Origin of the sequence: Pantoea sp. Cy-639 (genome assembly GCF_011752525.1) — a bacterium.
Taxonomy (GTDB): domain Bacteria; phylum Pseudomonadota; class Gammaproteobacteria; order Pseudomonadales; family Pseudomonadaceae; genus Aquipseudomonas.
The window spans coordinates 67,836-85,779 of record NZ_VWXI01000011.1 but is presented as its reverse complement, the minus strand read 5'-3'; the positions used below and the strand labels follow the sequence as shown (position 1 = coordinate 85,779).

Below are 17,944 nucleotides of genomic sequence, written 5' to 3'. Positions count from 1 at the left end.
GGGCTTCTTCGTTTCAGGCGGTTCGCACTTCTTCGAACAGTTCCGGGTGACGGTCGAGCAACTTGAACAACTTGATCAGTGCTACCGGAGGCTGGGTCTTGCCGTTCTCGTAGCGGGAGAAAGCGTTCACTCCCCCGCCGAAGATCTCGCCAGCCTCACGCTGGTCGAGATCGAACTTGCGACGCACGGCGGCGATGAAGCCTGGGTCGACCAAGTCAGCATTGACCCGCTTATTGAAAGACAGCATCACGTCACTGATACGCGCCGCCTCCTCCATGCCCAGGACGGCTTCGCCGCACGCAGGACAATAGTCACCGAAAACAGCAGGAATGACCGTCGATTCGCCCTTGTACCGGTAAGGCATGTCCTGAGCGTCTGCAACCAGCTCTGCCCCCCCACAAATTGGACATTTCATTTCAAAGCTCCTTGAAGGAAACGATCAGCACACCCTCTACCACCATCAGTTTGAGATACACCCTGCCGATGGCAGTCCGGGGGCGGTAGACATCCTGCCAGGTACGGTGATCAGCGTAAGTCGTCATGCTTTTATGGAAATCACCGGGACACAAAGCCTGAACGACTTCGATCACGTCTCTGGAGTGCAACCCCATCAAGGCGGCACTACGGCTCGCCTCACGGGTCATGCCGAATCGGCCCTGCCGCAGTAGCAGGCGCACCCGTTCCAGCGGGCAATGAGGCGTTCTCTTTTCCATGAGAAATTAACCTTCCAGGTTATTTTTGGCTAATAGGTTATTCCAATACCCTACGCCCGGAAGTCTGCCTCACCGCCCCGCAAGCCTTACCGCCTCATTTGTCACCACACATGAGCGGCATCGACTCCGCGCCGAACGACAAAGGCTCGCGCCGCCCGAAATACAGTGCTGTCAGCAGCCCGACCGCGCCCATGGCCAGACAGAAGCCGACACACACCCACGGGCTCCACGGCATCAGCGCGATCAACGCCAGCGGCGTGGTGCTGGCCCACAATGCATAGGCAACGTTATAGGTGAAGGAGATGCCCGACACACGAATCTCGGCCGGGAACAGCCCGACCATCACCGACGGCACCACCCCCACCACGCCACAGGACAGCCCCGCCAGCGCGTAGGCCAGCCAGGCCATGCTCCACTGCCCCACCAGGTTGGCATACAACACGCCGATCCCCAGTGGCAGCAGCAGGCTGTAGATCATCAGGGCGCGCCAGGCGCCGATGCGGTCCACCAGCAAACCGGCCAGCACGCAGCCAAGATTGAGAAAGACGATACCCACGCTGCTCAAGGCAAAGGTCTGCCCGGCCCCCATGGCAAAGCGCTGCTGCATCACGGTCGGCGTGATCACCACCAGTACCACCACCGCCGAGGTCAGCACGCAGGTCAGCAGCGCCGCCGGCATCAGCGCCCGACGATGCCGGCCCAGCACGCTGCGCAGCGGGAACGCCACCGGCTGCGCCTGTTGCGCGCGCAGCGCCAGGAATACCGGGGTCTCGCTCAGCCAGCGGCGCAACCAGACGCCAATGACCCCGAACACGCCGCCCAGCAGGAACGGGTAGCGCCAGGCATAGTCCAGGATCTCCTGGGGCGTGAACACCTGCGCCAGCAGTGTCGCGGTCAAGGCGCCGAGCAGATAGCCGAAGGTCAGCCCCGCCTGCAGGAAGCCCAGTGCGTAACCACGCCGTCCAGGCGGCGCGTGCTCGGCGACGAAGGTCCAGGCACTGGGCACCTCGCCGCCGACCGCGGCCCCCTGGAGGATGCGCAGGGCCAGCAGGATCAAGGGCGCGGCATAGCCGATGTCGGCGTAGGTCGGCATCACCCCGATCAACAGGCATGGCAGGGCCATCATCAGGATGCTCAGGCTGAACACCCGCTTGCGCCCCAGGTGATCGGCGAAATGGGCCATGAGGATGCCGCCGAGCGGGCGTGCCAGGTAACCGGTGACGAAGATGCCGAAGCTCTGCAGCAGGCGCAGCCATTCGGGCATCTCGGGCGGAAAGAACAGCTGGCTGAGGGTCAGCGCGAAGAACACGAAGATGATGAAATCGTAGATTTCCAGGGCACCACCCAGCGCCGCCAACCCCAGGGTCCGGTGGTCGGCGCGGCTCAAACGCGACGGGCAGGCGGTATCGATGGCAGTCATGGGCAGGTTCCGCGGCTCGGCAAAAGGCCAAGAGGATAGCAAAACAGCACGCTGTCGCGGATCAGGGAGTACGGCTGAACAAGGGGTCGGTGTAGTTCAATGACCGCCGCACCTTCAGGTGGCCGGTGGACACGCCCAGTGGCAAGGACAATAGGCCGACCAGCACTGGCTGGTCGATGATCGCCATGAACGACTCCAGCGCCTCTGCATCCGGCGCGCGCGGCAGACTGACACTGACTGCCTGGCGCTCACCCTGTGGCACGGACGGTATCTTCAACTGGCGGGAATGGTACAGCAGCGCATGCTGGACCTGCGGGCTGACCCGGCAGAAACGGGCCAGGTCGACACCGACACGGCTGGCCAGCTCGATGTTGCCCAGCAGCAGGTTGAACGGTTGCAAGGCACTGTGTACCAGGCGTTGCAGGTCGCCGAAGCTCTCTACCGGCGCGATGCGGTAGTAGCCCAGGCCATTGAGCAGCTTTTCCAGCTGCAGGCGCTGGTCGGGGTACTCGTCAGCGATGAGGATGCGCATGGATTTGTTCGGCATCGTTCAGACCTGGTCAGCAAGGTGATCAAGGCAACTCCATGACCATACTGCGCCAATGCAGGCAAACGACGGGCGAGGCCCGGACGGGGTCTTTATTGATAGTTGCCCTGAAACATCTGGAAATCAAGTGGCCAGCACAGGAATTTTTCACCCCGCCTTGACGCCGCGTTCAGGACTCCCACTGGCGCATGCGCACTCGGCAATGCTTCATGGCGTTGACGATGTGCTTCTCCACCAGGCTGCGGGAAATGCCCAGGCGCTCGGCAATCTGCGGATGGGACAGGCCGTCGAGCTTGCGTAGCAGGAAGCTGTCCCGGCACACCGGGGCAAGTTCGTCCAAGGCCCGCTGCATCAGCGCCAGGCGCTGGTCGAGCTGCATGTGCTGGGTCGGTGCCGGGCTGTGCCAGCGCTCGTCGTGATCCAGCACTTCGAGGGGTTCGACCTGGCGCACCTGTTGCCGTCGATGACGATCGATCACCAGGTTCAACGCCGTGCGATAGAGGAAGGCACGCGGGTGCTCGATCTGCTCGCCCTCGCCACGCTCCAGCACCCGCAGATAGGCGTCATGGGCAACATCCTCCGCCGCCTGCCGGTTACCCAGGCGTGCGCTAAGGAAGCTCACCAACTCGCGATAGTAATGTTCCACGACGGCACCTGGCGTGTCCCTGCGCAAGCGCTGGCAGGCATGGGCAGTGGGTCTGGCTGATATCAGGGTGCGATCTTACAAATTATAATTATTCTCAGCAACACACCGCCCCACCTCCCCCGCCATCGGCTAAATCCGCCCATCTGCCCTTCGTCTAACTGGCACCCCGAGCACGTGCCGCTGGCCGCCCTCGGCCACCTTCTCCGGCTGGAAGCTCGTATGACACGCACCCACATCCTGCGCCGCAGACTGTTGCTCACCAGCCTGGGCCTGCTCGGCCTGGGCAGCCTGCTGGCCCTCAAGGGCCTGCCCTTCGGCGGCAAGTCCATCAGCACCGTGGCGGTGACCCGGGCCGATATCGAAAGCAGCGTGACCGCCCTGGGCACCCTGCAGCCACGGCGCTACGTCGATGTCGGCGCCCAGGCCTCCGGGCAGATCCGCAAGCTGCATGTGGAGGCTGGCGAGCCGGTGCGCCAGGGCCAACTGCTGGTGGAAATCGATCCGTCCACCCAGCAGGCCCGGCTCGACGCCGGGCGCTATTCGATCGAGAACCTCAAGGCCCAGCTCGCCGAGCAGCGCGCCAACCTGCGCCTGGCACGCCAGCAGCACCAGCGCCAGCGCGAACTGGCCGATGCCGGCGCCACCCGCCAGGAAGACCTGCAGGCCGCCGAGGCCCAGCTCAAGGTGACCCAGGCCCGCATCGACCGGTTCCAGGCCCAGATCCTCGAGGCCCAGGCCAACCTGCGCAGCGCCGAGGCGGAACTCGGCTACACGCGCATCTACGCGCCGATGGACGGCACCGTGGTGGCGGTCGACGCCCGCGAAGGCCAGACCCTCAACGCCCAACAGCAAACGCCGTTGATCCTGCGGATCGCCCGGTTGTCTCCAATGACCGTCTGGGCCCAGGTGTCGGAGGCCGATATCGGCAAGGTCAAGCCAGGCATGCGCGCCTACTTCACCACCCTGGCCGGCGGCAAGCGTCGCTGGAACAGCCAGGTCAGACAGATCCTGCCGGTACCGCCCAAGCCCCTCGAGCAGGCCGGCCAGGGTAGCGGCAGCCCAGCCAGCGCCAGTGCCGGCAGCGCCGCCGGCAAGGTGGTGCAGTACACGGTGCTGCTCGATGTCGACAACCCCGACGGCGCGCTGATGGCCGAGATGACCACCCAGGTGTTCTTCGTCGCCGGCCAGGCCAGCCAGGTGCTCAGCGTGCCGCTGGCGGCCCTGGACGAGGCCCCCGGCGATGGCCTGCACCTGGCCCAGGTGCTCGCTGCCGATGGCCGGATCGAGGCGCGCCAGGTGCGCACCGGCCTGAGCGACCGCCTGCGGGTGCAGGTCCTCGACGGCCTGCGCGAAGGCGAACGGCTGGTGATCGGCGCCCCCGCCAGCAGTGGAGGCTGAATGAGCACGCCCCTGATCGAACTGTGCGACATCCGCAAGGCCTACGGCGGCATCGACTCGCCGAAGGTCGAGGTACTGCGCGGCATCGACCTGCGCATCCACCCCGGCGAATTCGTCGCCATCGTCGGCGCCTCGGGCTCCGGCAAATCGACGCTGATGAACATCCTCGGCTGCCTCGACCGCCCCAGCAGCGGCCAGTACCGCTTCGCCGGCCGCGACGTGGCGGCACTGGACAGCGACGAACTGGCCTGGCTGCGCCGCGAGGCCTTCGGTTTCGTGTTCCAGGGCTACCACCTGATTGCATCCGCCTCGGCCCGGGAGAACGTCGAGATGCCGGCCATCTATGCCGGCACGCCACCGGCCGCGCGCCATGCACGGGCCCTGGCCCTGCTCGAACGCCTGGGCCTGGCCAGCCGTACCGGCAACCGCCCGCACCAGCTCTCCGGCGGCCAGCAGCAACGTGTGTCGATCGCCCGGGCCTTGATGAACGGCGGCCACATCATCCTTGCCGACGAACCTACCGGCGCACTGGACAGTCACAGCGGCGCCGAAGTGATGAGCCTGCTCGACGAACTGGCCAGCCAGGGCCACGTGATCATCCTTATCACCCATGACCGCGAAGTCGCGGCACGTGCCAGACGGGTGATCGAAGTACGCGACGGTGAGGTGGTGGGCGATTCGGCCAGCGTGCAGCCAGTGCTCCAGCCTGTGCAGCAACTGCAGGCCGGCGAGCTGCGCCAGCGCCTGGATCGCGGCGCCACCTTGCGCGGCGCCTGGAAAGGCGAGTTGCTCGAAGCACTGCAAGCCGCCTGGCGGCTCATGTGGATCAACCGTTTCCGTACCGCCCTGACCCTGCTCGGCATCGTCATCGGCGTGGCCTCGGTGGTGGTCATGCTGGCGGTCGGCGAAGGCAGCAAGCGCCAGGTGATGGCGCAGATGGCCGCCTTCGGTTCGAACATTCTCTACCTCAACGGCAAGCATGCCACTGCGCGTGAGCCGGCCGGCATCGTCACCCTCGACGATGTCGCGGCCATCGGCGAATTGCCCCAGGTGCGCCACGTCATGCCGGTGATCGGCGGCAAGCTGATGGTGCGTCAGGGCAACAACAGCCAGCCGTTCTACGTGGGCGGCAACAACACCTGGTTTCCCGAGGTCTTCAACTGGCCGGTGGTGCACGGCAGCTTCTACAGCGAGGCCGACGAGGCCAGCGGCGCCGCCGTGGCGGTGATCGGCCAGAAGGTCCGCAGCAAGATGTTCGGCGAACACCGCGATCCGCTCGGCCAGTACCTGCTGATCGGCAACGTGCCGTTCCAGGTGATCGGCGTGCTCGCCGGCAAGGGCGCAAGCTCGGGCAGCGAGGACAGCGACGAGCGCATCGTCGTGCCCTACTGGGCCGCCGCCATCCGCCTGTTCGGCGGGCGCGACCCGGAGTACGTCGCCATCGCCGCTCACGACTCGGGCCGGGTCGACGAGACCGAGGCGGCCATCGACCGCCTGCTGCGCCAGCGCCACCAGGGCAAGCACGACTTCGAACTGACCAACGACGCTGCGCTGATCCAGGCCGAGGCGCGCACCCAGAACAGCCTGTCGCTGATGCTCGGGGCGATTGCGGCGATCTCCCTGCTGGTCGGCGGCATCGGCGTGATGAACATCATGCTCATGACCGTGCGCGAGCGCACTCGCGAGATCGGCATCCGCATGGCCACCGGCGCCCGCCAGCGCGACATCCTGCGCCAGTTCCTCAGCGAGGCGGTGTTGCTGTCGATGCTGGGAGGTGTCACCGGCATTGTCCTGGCCTTGTGCATCGGTGGCGGCCTGCTGCTGGCCGGCATCAGCGTCGCCTTTACCCCGGCAGCGATCCTCGGCGCCTTCACCTGCGCGGTACTCACCGGCGTGGTGTTCGGTTTCATGCCGGCGCGCAAGGCCGCGCGCCTCGATCCGGTCAAAGCCCTTACCAGCGAATGAACCATGCCCATGCCCATGCCCAGCCGTATCAGCTTGTTGTCCCTGTGCCTCTGCCTCGCTGCCTGCGCCAGCACCCCGCTGGCGCCCTCAGCAGGCATCCAGCCCCCCGCAGCCTGGCAGGCGGGCAACGCCCTGCCCCCCTCCTGGCCAGAACGCCAATGGTGGCGCGCCTTCGCCAGCCCTGAGCTGGACCAGTTGATCCAACGCGCCCGCGACAACAGCCATGAGCTGGCCGCTGCCGCGGCACGGGTGCGCCAGGCCCAGGCCAGCGCGGTGATGGCCGGCGCGCCCTTGTGGCCCGAGCTGCGCCTGGGCCTGGACGGCAAGCGTCAGCACCTGCTGCACGGTCAGGACAGCGACGCGCTCGACAGCAGCCGTGGCCAACGCACCACCACGTCGTTCGGCACACGCCTGAGCGCCAGCTACGAGATCGATTTCTGGGGCGGCCTGCAGGCCGCCCGCGACAGCGCCCTGCGTAGCCTCGACGCCAGCCGCTTCGAGCGCCAGACCGTAGAACTGACGCTGCTCGGCGCCGTGGCCGACAGTTATCTGCAGGGTCTGGCCCTGGACGAGCGGTTGCGCATCGCCCAGCTCAACCTGGCCAACGCCGAGGATGTGCTGAAGCTGGTCGAGACCCGTGAGCGCTCAGGTTCGGCCACCCGCCTCGAACTGGCCCAGCAACGCAGCCTGGTGGCCGCCCAGCAACGTCAATTGCCGCTGCTCGCGCAGCGTCGCCAGGACAACCGCGTGACCCTCGCCACCTTGCTCGGCGAACCGGTGCAGCGCCTGTCCGTGGCACAGCAATCGCTCGACAGCCTGCGCTGGCCGGCAATCGACAGCGGCGTGCCCAGCGACCTGCTGCAGCGCCGCCCCGACATCGCCGCGGCCGAGGCACGCCTGGCCGCCGCCAGCGCCAATGTCCAGGTGGCCAGAGCCGCCATGCTGCCAAGGCTGCTGCTCGGCGCGGAACTGGGCAGCGGCGCGCGAACCTTCTCCAACCTGCTCGACAGCCCCTACCATACCCTGACCGCCGGCCTGCTCGCGCCGGTCTTCGACAAGGGCCGCCTGGCTGCCGCCCGAGCGTTGGCCCGGGCCCAGCAGCAAGAGTTGCTGGAGGACTACCGCGCCAGCATCCTCGCCGGTTTCGCCGATGTGGAGAAAGCGCTGAACGCGATCGATGGCGTGGAGCACCAGCGTCGCTGGCAGAACCAGGAAGTGGCACAGGCCCGCATCGCCTTCGACCTGGCCCAGCAGCGTTATGCCGCTGGCGCCGAGACACTGCTCAGCGTGCTGGAGACCCAGCGCACCTTGTACCTGGCCCAGGATCAGCAAGCGCAGTTGCGCCTGGCCCGGTTGCAGGGCAGCGTGGCACTGTACAAGGCGCTGGGAGGTGGCTGGGAGATCGCCCAGGCGCTGCCGGATCGGTGAGCAGCCCTGGGCCTCTCCAGGCGCTACCCACACCGGCCCGCTACCACGAAGGACGAGCCCGCCCGGCTCAGGACAGGATGTTCTTCATCGACAGGTGCCGCGCATACCAAGGCCGTTGCGGCACCTTGCGCAGGAACCCATCGATCTTGTCGTCCTGGCCGAAGGTGATGCGCAAGGCCAGTTTCATGACCTCGACATCCATCTCCACCGACTTGCCCGGGCGGGTGCCGGGCTGGGTGCTGCAGCCATGGGTGTCCGGCCCGAGCCAGGGGTCGCCGACCTCGACCCAGCGACCGGGGGCGAACCAGGGCACGCCGTTGACTTCCAGGCGCCGGACCTGGCCGGGATGGTAGCGCTCATGGGCACGGAACCAGTCGTCGATGCGGTCGTCGATCCAGCCATGAAACCCCCAGAACACCGGATTGACGTGGGACGAGAACGGATCGCCGAGGAAGTCGTTCTCACGCAGGAACCAGCGCCCGGCGAAGTCCGACGGATCGCGGGCGAACGGCACCGGGGCGCCGTTGACCGGATCGCGGGGGACGCTCGCCCAGCACATGTGCAGCCAATCGTGCAGGTTCATCTCCAGTTCCGAACCGAACGCGCCCAACGACAACCGCGACAGGTAAACCGGATCCTGGTACTGCGACTCCCACACCTGGAAGTTGCTGCAGAACGTCTCGCCGGCCTTGATCGCCGCCACCCACTGGCCATAGGCATCGTCCCCCGGGGCCTGCCAGGCCGGTGGCACCCGATGGCCGTCATGGTTGTCGTGATAACGGGCAAATCCGGCCCGATCGAACTCGACGCCCGGCTGCGGCAGCGGAAAGCGCTGCCACGACGGCAGGTCCTGCAGGGTACGGGCGTGCATCAGCATGTGCCGGTGCATGAACAAGAAGTCGATGCCCGAACCATTGCGGTGCTTGCGCGGGCCCCGGGCATCGCGCTCGACATCCCGCGGCCCAGGCTGCCAGCCCAGGCCACGCAGGGCGTTCTGCTTGTCCTTCGACAGCTTGTGCCACTTGTCCCGGGTGGCATGCCACAACTGGTGGAACAAACGGTGCTCGGCGCCGATCACCCAGGCCTGCATCCGTGGGGTGTAGGCGATGCGCTCGCGGGCTTCGGGAAACGGTCGCTTGGTCGCGACGAAGCGGTTGTCCTGCAACGGCAGGGTCAGTGGCCGGTCAAGGCGCTGCAGGTGTCCACTCAAGGTACCGCTACCGGCATTGGCGAACGCGCCCCAGACTTCGTCGAGCTTGGCCACGCACTCGTAATCCACCCCGCCCGAACGGGCGAGCAGACGCCAGCGCACTTCGCCAGTGCCGGCACCGACCAGGTCGCCAAGCACCCGGTAGGCTGCCTCGCCTTCACCACGCAGGCGCTCGCCAAGGTCGACGAAGCCGCGCAGGCCACGGCCTTTGGTGGCCACGTCGAGAAACACCTCGACACCCTCGAGCGGCAGGCCTTCGAGACCGCCATCGACACCTTCGAAACGCAGGTCCCATACGCCACGCAGGCGCTCGGCCAGGATCTGCCCGGCCGGATCGGCCAGTTCCACGCTCGCCTCCCCCGGGGTGACGATGTCATCCTCGGGGTCATGGGTCAGCTCCCTGTGGGCGTAGTAAGCGGCAGAGCCGGCAGCACCCGCCACGGCCAGGCCCGCGATGAATCCTCGTCGAGAAATTGTCATTGCGCCTCAGTCCACTCCCGCCCGCGGCGGTTTCTATCCAAGCTAGGACGTAACCTGCACGGTGAAATTTAAGCCGGGGCAGCCCGCTGCTAATTCGCGCCTTCAGTGACTCGTCTGTTCAGTACCCCTTGCCGACAGAGGCTCGACCATGACCGCCCTGATTGACCGACTGATCCGTCCAGCCAAAGCCACTCCCTACCGGATCTTCGACCTTCGCCTCAAGGCCATCGAGCGCCTGAGCCCTTCGCTGTGCCGCTTCGTCTTCAGCGGCGAGGACGTGACGCAGATGACCACCCTCGCCCCCGACCAGCGCGTCAAGCTGTTCTTCCCCACGCCATCCGGCGCCGCGCCCGGCTTGCCCAAGGACGGCCAGTGGCAACAAGCACGCCGCAACCTCGCGCCCGAGGACACGCCACCGATGCGCACCTATACCATCCGTGCCCTGCGCCGCGAAGCCCGCGAGGTGGACGTCGACTTCGTCCTGCACGGCGTCAACGGCCCCGCCTCGGCCTGGGCCACCCACGCCCGGATCGGCGACCGCCTGCAGATGGCCGCGCCCAACCTGGCGTACGCCGGCGACCCCGGTGGCTATGAATGGAAGCCGCCGCGCAGCGCACGGCGCATCCTGCTGGTGGGTGACGAGACCGCCTTGCCAGCCTTGGCCGGTATCCTCGAGGCGCTGGCCGACAACGCCACCGAACTGCCGGTGGAAGCCTTCATCGAGGTGCCCCTGGAGACCGATTGCCTCGACCTGCGCCACAGCCCGGCGACCCGCCTGCACTGGCTGCCCCGCGACCTGCTGCGCTGCGATCATGGCCAGGGCATGCAGCATGCCGTGCGCGAACTGGCCACGCTGCCAACGCCCAAGCCCGGCAAGGCGGTCAGACTGGAGGACGTGGATATCGAAAAGCGCCTGCCGTGGGAACAGGCCAGCGGCGAACGCAGCGACTTCCATGCCTGGGTCGCCGGTGAGTCGGGTACCGTGATGGACATTCGCCGCCACCTGATCCAGACCTGCGGGCTGCCACGGGACAGCCTGTCGCTGATGGGCTACTGGCGCGCCGGACGAACCTTCGGCGACTGAACGCCAGACCGAGACGATGGGGCCGCAAGCGGCCCCGGACAGACCTCAAGCAACCGCCGCCCGCAGTGCCTCGGCGAAACGCCCCGCCACCTCGTCGACCTGGGCGGCGTCGATGATCAGTGGCGGCAGGAAGCGCACCACCGCGCCATGACGCCCGCCCAGTTCGAGAATCAGCCCGCGGCGCAGGCACTCACGCTGCACCTTCGGCGCCAACAGCCGGCACGCCGGCGGATGTCCCAGCGCATCGAGCGTGCCTGCCGGGTCGACCAGTTCGACCCCAAGCATCAGGCCGCGCCCACGGATATCACCCAGTTGCGGATAGTCCCGGGCCAGGCGCTCGAGGTGTCCACGCAGGCGCTGCCCCATGGCCTCGGCGTGCTCGCACAGACGTTGTTCGACCAGATAGTTCATCACCGCCGAGCCGGCGGCCATGGCCATCTGGTTGCCGCGGAAAGTGCCGGCATGGGCGCCTGGCGACCACTGGTCGAGCCAGTCGCGGTAGACCGTCACCGCCAGCGGCAGGCTGCCGCCGATAGCCTTGGACAGGGTGACCACGTCCGGCACGATGCCCGCGTGCTCGAACGCGAACATCCGCCCGGTGCGGGCGAAACCGCTCTGGATCTCGTCGACGATCAGCGCCACCCCGGCCTGCTCGGTGATCCGCCGCAGGCCACGCAACCACTCGATGTCCGCCGGGATCACCCCACCCTCGCCCTGCACCACCTCGACGATCACCGCCGCTGGCAGCGCCACCCCGGCCTCGGGATCGCCCAGCAGGTTTTCCAGGTAGTGCAGGTTGGCACGCACCCCGGCCTCGCCCCCCAGGCCGAACGGGCAGCGATAGTCATAGGGGTACGGCAGGAACTGCACGCCACTGTTGAGCAGCGCCCCCAGCGGCTTCTTCGGCCCGAGGCTGCCCATCAGGCTCAACGCGCCCTGGCTCATGCCGTGATAGGCACCCTGGAAGGCCAGCACGGTGCTGCGCCCGGTGGCGGTGCGCACCAGCTTGAGCGCCGCCTCCACCGCATCGGTGCCGGTCGGTCCGCAAAACTGCACCTTCGCCTCACGCCGCAGGGGCTCGGGCAACAGGGCGAACAGGTCCTGGACGAACTGGTCCTTGACCGGCGTGGTCAGGTCCAGGGTATGCAACGGCAACTCGTCGGCCAGTACCCGCTGGATCGCCTCGACCACCACGGGGTGGTTGTGCCCCAGGGCCAGGGTGCCAGCGCCGGCCAGGCAGTCGATGAACTGGCGACCCTCGACATCCTCGACATGGATGCCACGGGCACGCCTGAGTGCCAGGGGAATGCGCCGTGGATAACTGCGGGCGTTGGACTCTTGCTGCTGCTGACGCAGCAACAGCGGGGAATCGGCAAATTCGTACAGGGCCTGCGCCGCAGTGGCGGGCTGGCGCTGGGCAAGGCTGGAAGCGGTCGACATCGGAAAAGCCCTCGCAAGCAAGCGAATGTGCCCGCCACGCTTCCTGTAACCGGATGTGTGCGGGTGGTTGTCGCAAGGAAAACGCTTTGGCGAGGCAAGGATTTAGCGCTTGGTGCGGGATTTGTCGGGCCAGCCCGACCTGATCGCGGGGCAAGCCCGCTCCCACGAACCGTGCCGCTCGCCGGAAGTGGGCCGGGTGGCGCTTTCACGGTCAGCCAGCCGGGCGCGCCGGCACCTGCAACCACACCCGCAGGCCGTCGGCCTGGCTGTCGAAACGCAAGCTGCCAGCGCAACGCTGGACGATCGCCTGGACGATGGCCAGGCCCAGGCCGCAACCACCGCTCTGGCCGTTGCGCCAGAAACGCTCGGTCAGGTGCTGCAGGTCTTCTTCGGGAATCCCCGGCCCATGGTCACGTACCAGGAAACCCACCTGCCCATCCCGCGCCTGTACCTCCAGCTCCACCGCCGCGTCGCCGCCATGGCGCAGGGCGTTGTCCAGCAGGTTGCGCAGGGCCGCCACCGCCAGTGGCGCCGGCATGCCGAGGTAGACCTGCGCCGCCTCGTCAGGCAGGCGCAGGAGGATGCGCCGGTTGTCGCCACCACCGGCATCCTGCACCGCCTGGCGCGCCACCTGTTCGGCGCTGCACTGCACGCCATCGTCGAACGACAGGCTGCCCTCGACCCGGGCCAGCATCAGCAACTGCTCCAGGGTGCGATGCATGCGGTCGGCGCCCTGTTCGGCATGCTCCAGCGCCTGTTCGCGTATGGCGCCATCGGTCATCCGTGCCACCTGCAAGTGGGTCTTGATCGCGGTCAGCGGACTGCGCAGTTCGTGAGCGGCATCGTCGGTCAGCCGGCGTTCGCGTTCGATCGTCTGGGCAATGCGCAGGAACAGCTGGTTCTGGGTGTCGAGCAACGGCTGCAACTCGCTCGGCAGCCCAGCCACCCGCAACGGCTCGACACTGTCGGCCCGCCGCCTGCGCAAGGCATCGCGCATGCGGTTGAGGGGGGCCAGCCCCTTGCCCAGGCCGATCCACACCAAGCCCAGGCTGCCCAGCAGGGCCATCAGCACCGGCGCCGAGGCGGCCAGCAGGATCGACTGGTTGAGCGCCTCGCGCTCCATGTGCCGGTCGGCGGTGGTGATGCGCACATCGCCGTGGTTATAGGTGAAGGTGCGCCACGAGGCACCGTCGATGGTCTGGTCGCGGAAACCGCTGCGCTGATCGTCCATCGCACCATCGTGCTTGTGGTTGCTGGCAAGGATCTCGCCACGCAGCGAACTGACCTGGCAGGCCATGCCGTCCGGCACGCTGAACTGGTCGGCCGAGAAGTGCGCCTCCTGGCCCTTGGCCGCCAGTGGTTGCGGCAGTTGGTCGATCAGCCCGGCGACCATTCGCGCCGATGCCACCAAGCGCTGGTCGAGGGAGAACATCATCTGCTGGCGCAGGTCGCGCAGCATCCAGGCGGCGGCCAGCACCCAGATGACGATGAAGGCGCTGCCGAGGATCAGCGACAGGCGTACCCGCAGGCTCACGAGACGGCCTCTCCGGGCGCCTGCGCAGGGCCCAGGCGGTAGCCGAGCCCGCGCACGGTCTCGACGATGCCATTGCCGAGCTTGCGCCGCAGGTGGTGGATATGCACGTTGAGGGCGTTGCTCTCGACTTCATCGCTGAAACCGTAGACGCAGTCCTTGAGCTGCTCGCCGGACAGCACCCGCCCGGGGTTCTGCAGCAAGGCCTGGAGCAGCGCCTGCTCGCGGCGCGACAGGTCCACCGGTTGCCCGGCCAGGGTCGCCGCGCAACTGCTCGGGTCGTAGCACAGCGGGCCATGTTCGATGACATTCACCGCGCGCCCGGCGACCCGACGCAACAAGGTGTGCAGGCGTGCGGCCAGTTCGCGCAGGTCGAAGGGTTTGAGCAGGTAGTCGTCGGCACCGGCCTGCAGGCCGTCGACCCGGTCGGTGACGGCGTCGCGCGCGGTGAGCACCAGCACGGGCAGGGTCTCGCCTTGCTGACGCAGGCGCCGCAGCAGTTTCAGGCCGTCTTCGTCGGGCAGGCCGAGGTCGAGGATCATCACGTCGAACTGCGCGGCCTGGAGCATCTGACGGGCCTGCGAAGCGCTCGCCACCCGGTCCACGGTCAGGCCCTGGGCCGAGAGGCCGGCGCAGATGCCGCTGGCGATCAGGTCGTCGTCCTCGCAGAGCAGAACGTGCATGGGGGAGTCCTCGGGGTGGGATGCGGGCATTGCACAGGGTGGTGATTAAGGGGGGATTATGGACCTTTTCGGTGGGTGCGTCGTTTGGGATTGTTGATAAGGGGATGTGGGGGGCAACAGGGGGTTGTTGGAGGTTTTGTGGTGTGGTCGAGCATGCTCGTCGGAAGATTTGTAGCGCTCTTGAGATCGAGCGCCGCCCGCGCGGCGCATCGCGGGCTATCGCCCACTCCCACATTTTTTTCGGGCGATGCAGTCCTGTGATGTTGTCGCTGTGCGCCTTGGTGCATGCCTCAAGCCAGGGGGAGCGCCAGCAGCGCCCACGCCGAAACCTCGCCATGCCAGCAGGGCGCATCGCGGGCTATCGCCCACTCCCACATCTGTTTCGGGCGATGCAGTCCTGTGATGTTGTCGCTGTGCGCCTTGGTGCATGCCTCAAGCCAGGCGAAGCGCCAGCAGCGCCCGCGCCGAAACCTCGCCATGCCAGCAGGGCGCATCGCGGGCTATCGCCCACTCCCACATCTGTTTCGGGCGATGCAGTCATGTGATGTTGTCGCTGTGCGCCTTGGTGCATGCCTCAAGCCAGGCGAAGCGCCAGCAGCGCCCGCGCTGAAACCTCTCCATGCCAACAAGGCGGACCAGGCAATGCCACAGGAGAGATTGGCCCGAAACAAATGTGGGAGTGGGCGATAGCCCGCGATGCGCCGCGCGGGCGGCGCTCGATCTGACAGGCCCCCACAGACTATCGCCAGACACCTGCCCACCCTCGCCCAATCTGCTTCCCCCGGTTAACCTTCCGTTAATAAGCCAAGGCCAGCATGCCACCATCCCAAGCTCTACCAAGGCGTCGACATGCGTGTTCTCCTGCTCTTCCTGACATTCCTGCTCGCCGGCCCGCTCCAGGCCAACCCCTTTGCCGTCAAACCGGACTTCCTGCCAGTCGACCAGGCCTTCGTGCTGACCCACGAGCGCCTGCCCGATGGCCAGATGCGCCTGCATTTCCAGATCCAGGACGGCTACTACCTCTACCAGAAACGCCTCAAATTCGACGGTCTGCCCGTGGACCAGCAGCCCGCGCTGCCCCAGGCACAAAACCACCACGATGAGTTCTTCGGCGACAGCGCGGTCTACCGTCAGCAACTCGAGCTGCTGCTGCCTGCCAGCGCCAGCGGCGAGCTGCGCCTGGGCTGGCAGGGCTGCGCCGACGCCGGCCTGTGCTACCCGCCACAGACCACCCCGATCGCCCTCGGCGGCGAAACTGTCGCCAGCCAGGCGCCCGCCCAGGCCAGCGACCAAGCCCTGGCCAGCGGCCTGCAGCAAGGCACCCTGGCCTGGAGTCTGCTGGCCTTCTTCGGCCTCGGCTTGCTGCTGGCCTTCACCCCCTGCTCGTTACCCATGCTGCCGATCCTCGCCGGGCTGGTCCTGGGCAACGGCGCCAACACCCGGCGCGGCTGGCTGCTGGCCGGCGTATACGTGCTGAGCATGGCCCTGGTGTACGCCGCCCTGGGCGTGGTCGCCGCGCTGCTCGGTGCCAGCCTGCAGGCCTGGTTGCAGCAACCCTGGCTGCTGGGCAGCCTGGCAGCGCTGTTCGTGCTCCTCGCCCTGCCGATGTTCGGCGCCTTCGAACTACAGTTGCCTGCCACCCTGCGCGATCGCCTCGACCGCGCCGGCCGGGGTACCCGTGGCGGCAACCTGTACGGCGCGGCGCTGCTCGGCGCGCTGTCGGGCCTGCTGCTCGGCCCCTGCATGACCGCGCCGCTGGCCGGCGCCCTGCTGTACATCGCCCAGAGCGGCGACGTGCTGCAAGGCGCCCTGGTGCTGTTCAGCCTGGGCCTGGGCATGGGCGTGCCGCTGCTGTTGCTGGTGACCCTGGGCAACCGTTTCCTGCCCCGCCCAGGTGCCTGGATGAACCGGGTCAAGGGCGTGTTCGGCTTCGTGTTCCTGGCCATGGCGCTGTACACCGTGCGCAGCCTGCTGCCCGAGGCGCTGCTGCTGGCCCTGGCCGGCGCCTGGCTGATCGCCCTGGGCTGGGCCGCCTGGCCGGCGCTGCACAGCCTGCCCGCCTTGCGCGCGGTGCCCCTGCTGGGCGCCCTGTGGGGCGGCCTGCTGCTGGTCGGTGCCGCCGCCGGTGGCAACGATCTCTGGCAACCCCTGCAGCCCTTCGTCGGCCAAGCCACGGGCCCGGCGCCAGGCAGCAGCCACGACGCCTTCACCACGGTGGACAACCCAGCCGACCTGCAACGCCAGCTGGAGACCGCCAAGGCCAATGGCCAATGGGTGCTGGTGGACTACTATGCCGACTGGTGCGTGTCATGCAAGGTCATGGAAAAACAGGTGTTCGCCCGGCCGGATGTCCAGGCCAGCCTCGCTGGCGTGCACCTGCTGCGCCTCGACGTGACCGCCGACACCCCGGCCAGCCGCGAACTGCTGCGTCGCTACCAGGTACCAGGCCCGCCCAGCCTGGTGTGGATCGGCCCCGAAGGTGACGAGCGCCGTGCCCGACGCATCACCGGCGAGGTGGATGCCGCCGCCTTCCTGCAACACTGGGCCCAGACCAGGAGCCAAGGCTGATGCTGACCGTCACCCTGGGGCCGTTGACCATGGCCCTGAACCACCTGCTGCTGCTCGCCGCCCTGGGCATCGCCAGCCTGGTCGGCTGGCGCGTGGCCAAGCGCGGCGGCGAGAACCCCGAGTCGGCGCTGTTCAACCTGTTCCTGCTGGGCCTGCTGTTCGCTCGCCTGGGTTTCGTCTTTGCCTACTGGCCGATGTACCGCGACGATCCGCTGCAGGTCATCGACATCCGCGACGGTGGCTTCCTGCTCTGGGGCGGCCTGTTCGGCATCGTCCTGGGCACCCTGTGGCAGGGCTGGAGACGCCCGGGCCTGCGCCGGCCGCTGGGCTGGGCGCTGGTCAGCGGCGCGCTGTTCTGGGGGCTCGCCAGCCTGGCCAGCCACCTCTACAGCAAAGGCACCGAACTGCCGCAGATGGCCCTGCGCGACAGCCGCGGCCAGGCCGTGGCCCTGCACGACTACCGCGGCAAGCCGCTGGTGATCAACATCTGGGCCACCTGGTGCCCGCCCTGCCGACGCGAAATGCCGGTGCTGCAACAGGCCCAGAGCGACTACCCTCATGTGACCTTCCTGTTCGTCAACCAGGGAGAAACCCCGGAAAACGTCAGCACGTTCATGGCCACCACCGGGCTGAACCTGGCCAACGTGCTGTTCGACGGCACCGGCGAACTGGCGCGCAAGGTCGGCTCCATGGCCCTGCCCACCACCCTGTTCTACAACGCCGACGGACGTCTGGTCGGCAGCCACCTGGGCGAGCTGTCCCGCGCCAGCCTGCGTCACGCCCTGGAACCCTTCGACAGCGCCGAGGCGCCTGTACCACAAGGAAAATGAC

15 protein-coding genes are annotated in these 17,944 nt (G+C 67.4%); 6 read left to right on the top strand and 9 right to left on the bottom strand.

Going from position 1 to position 17,944, the window contains the following annotated elements; all coding sequences use genetic code 11:
- Nucleotides 1–13: 13 nt before the first annotated feature.
- From F3J43_RS14945 to F3J43_RS14925, 5 genes are all read right to left on the bottom strand, one after another.
- Nucleotides 14–415, bottom strand: coding sequence for a type II toxin-antitoxin system MqsA family antitoxin (locus tag F3J43_RS14945; protein ID WP_166887777.1), 402 nt, complete (start codon nt 413–415; stop codon nt 14–16).
- 1 nt (nt 416) lies between these two features.
- Entirely contained in the window at nt 417–713 is a 297-nt protein-coding gene (locus F3J43_RS14940; RefSeq protein ID WP_166887773.1) for a type II toxin-antitoxin system MqsR family toxin, read from the bottom strand.
- Between the two features lie 94 nt (nt 714–807).
- Nucleotides 808–2,133 carry an MFS transporter gene (locus F3J43_RS14935; RefSeq protein ID WP_166887769.1) on the bottom strand — a complete coding sequence of 442 codons (1,326 nt, stop codon included), beginning with the start codon at nt 2,131–2,133 and terminating at the stop codon, nt 808–810.
- Nucleotides 2,134–2,194: 61 nt separating this feature from the next.
- A complete protein-coding gene (locus tag F3J43_RS14930; protein ID WP_166887767.1) occupies nt 2,195–2,680 on the bottom strand; it encodes an ANTAR domain-containing protein in 486 nt (161 codons plus the stop codon).
- Nucleotides 2,681–2,849: 169 nt separating this feature from the next.
- On the bottom strand, nt 2,850–3,326 hold the full coding sequence (locus F3J43_RS14925; RefSeq protein ID WP_166887764.1) for a sigma-70 family RNA polymerase sigma factor: 477 nt from the start codon (nt 3,324–3,326) through the stop codon (nt 2,850–2,852).
- Nucleotides 3,327–3,545: 219 nt separating this feature from the next.
- Here F3J43_RS14925 and F3J43_RS14920 point away from each other — a divergent pair, with 219 nt between their 5' ends.
- From F3J43_RS14920 to F3J43_RS14910, 3 genes are read left to right on the top strand one after another with little or no spacing between them, the layout of a single operon-like run.
- Complete coding sequence (locus F3J43_RS14920; protein ID WP_166887761.1) at nt 3,546–4,724, top strand: efflux RND transporter periplasmic adaptor subunit; 1,179 nt, start codon at nt 3,546–3,548, stop codon at nt 4,722–4,724.
- Nucleotides 4,725–6,689 (top strand): MacB family efflux pump subunit, encoded by a 1,965-nt coding sequence (locus tag F3J43_RS14915; protein ID WP_166887758.1) that lies wholly within the window; start codon nt 4,725–4,727, stop codon nt 6,687–6,689. It abuts the gene before it with no gap.
- Nucleotides 6,690–6,698: 9 nt separating this feature from the next.
- On the top strand, nt 6,699–8,117 hold the full coding sequence (locus F3J43_RS14910; RefSeq protein WP_166887755.1) for an efflux transporter outer membrane subunit: 1,419 nt from the start codon (nt 6,699–6,701) through the stop codon (nt 8,115–8,117).
- A 67-nt stretch (nt 8,118–8,184) separates the two neighbouring features.
- Here the strand turns inward: F3J43_RS14910 and pvdP are convergent, their stop codons facing one another.
- Nucleotides 8,185–9,807, bottom strand: a complete 1,623-nt coding sequence (gene pvdP, locus F3J43_RS14905; RefSeq protein WP_166887752.1) for a pyoverdine maturation tyrosinase PvdP — start codon at nt 9,805–9,807, stop codon at nt 8,185–8,187.
- A gap of 148 nt (nt 9,808–9,955) precedes the next feature.
- Here pvdP and F3J43_RS14900 point away from each other — a divergent pair, with 148 nt between their 5' ends.
- The gene (locus F3J43_RS14900) at nt 9,956–10,891 is read left to right on the top strand and encodes a siderophore-interacting protein (protein ID WP_166887750.1); all 936 of its coding nucleotides are present in this window, start codon (nt 9,956–9,958) and stop codon (nt 10,889–10,891) included.
- A gap of 45 nt (nt 10,892–10,936) precedes the next feature.
- On the opposite strand, the gene F3J43_RS14895 is transcribed toward F3J43_RS14900, so the two are convergent.
- From F3J43_RS14895 to F3J43_RS14885, 3 genes are all read right to left on the bottom strand, one after another.
- A complete protein-coding gene (locus F3J43_RS14895) occupies nt 10,937–12,331 on the bottom strand; it encodes an aspartate aminotransferase family protein (protein WP_166887747.1) in 1,395 nt (464 codons plus the stop codon).
- Between the two features lie 211 nt (nt 12,332–12,542).
- Nucleotides 12,543–13,865, bottom strand: coding sequence for an ATP-binding protein (locus F3J43_RS14890; RefSeq protein ID WP_166887744.1), 1,323 nt, complete (start codon nt 13,863–13,865; stop codon nt 12,543–12,545).
- A complete protein-coding gene (locus F3J43_RS14885) occupies nt 13,862–14,545 on the bottom strand; it encodes a response regulator (protein ID WP_166887741.1) in 684 nt (227 codons plus the stop codon). Before F3J43_RS14885 ends, F3J43_RS14890 begins: the two co-directional genes overlap by 4 nt.
- An 849-nt stretch (nt 14,546–15,394) precedes the next feature.
- Here F3J43_RS14885 and dsbD point away from each other — a divergent pair.
- Nucleotides 15,395–17,113 (top strand): protein-disulfide reductase DsbD, encoded by a 1,719-nt coding sequence (dsbD, locus tag F3J43_RS14880; RefSeq protein ID WP_166887738.1) that lies wholly within the window; start codon nt 15,395–15,397, stop codon nt 17,111–17,113.
- Complete coding sequence (locus F3J43_RS14875; RefSeq protein WP_166887734.1) at nt 17,113–17,943, top strand: TlpA disulfide reductase family protein; 831 nt, start codon at nt 17,113–17,115, stop codon at nt 17,941–17,943. The genes dsbD and F3J43_RS14875 overlap by 1 nt, the downstream gene beginning before the upstream one ends.
- The last annotated feature ends 1 nt before the right edge of the window (nt 17,944 follow it).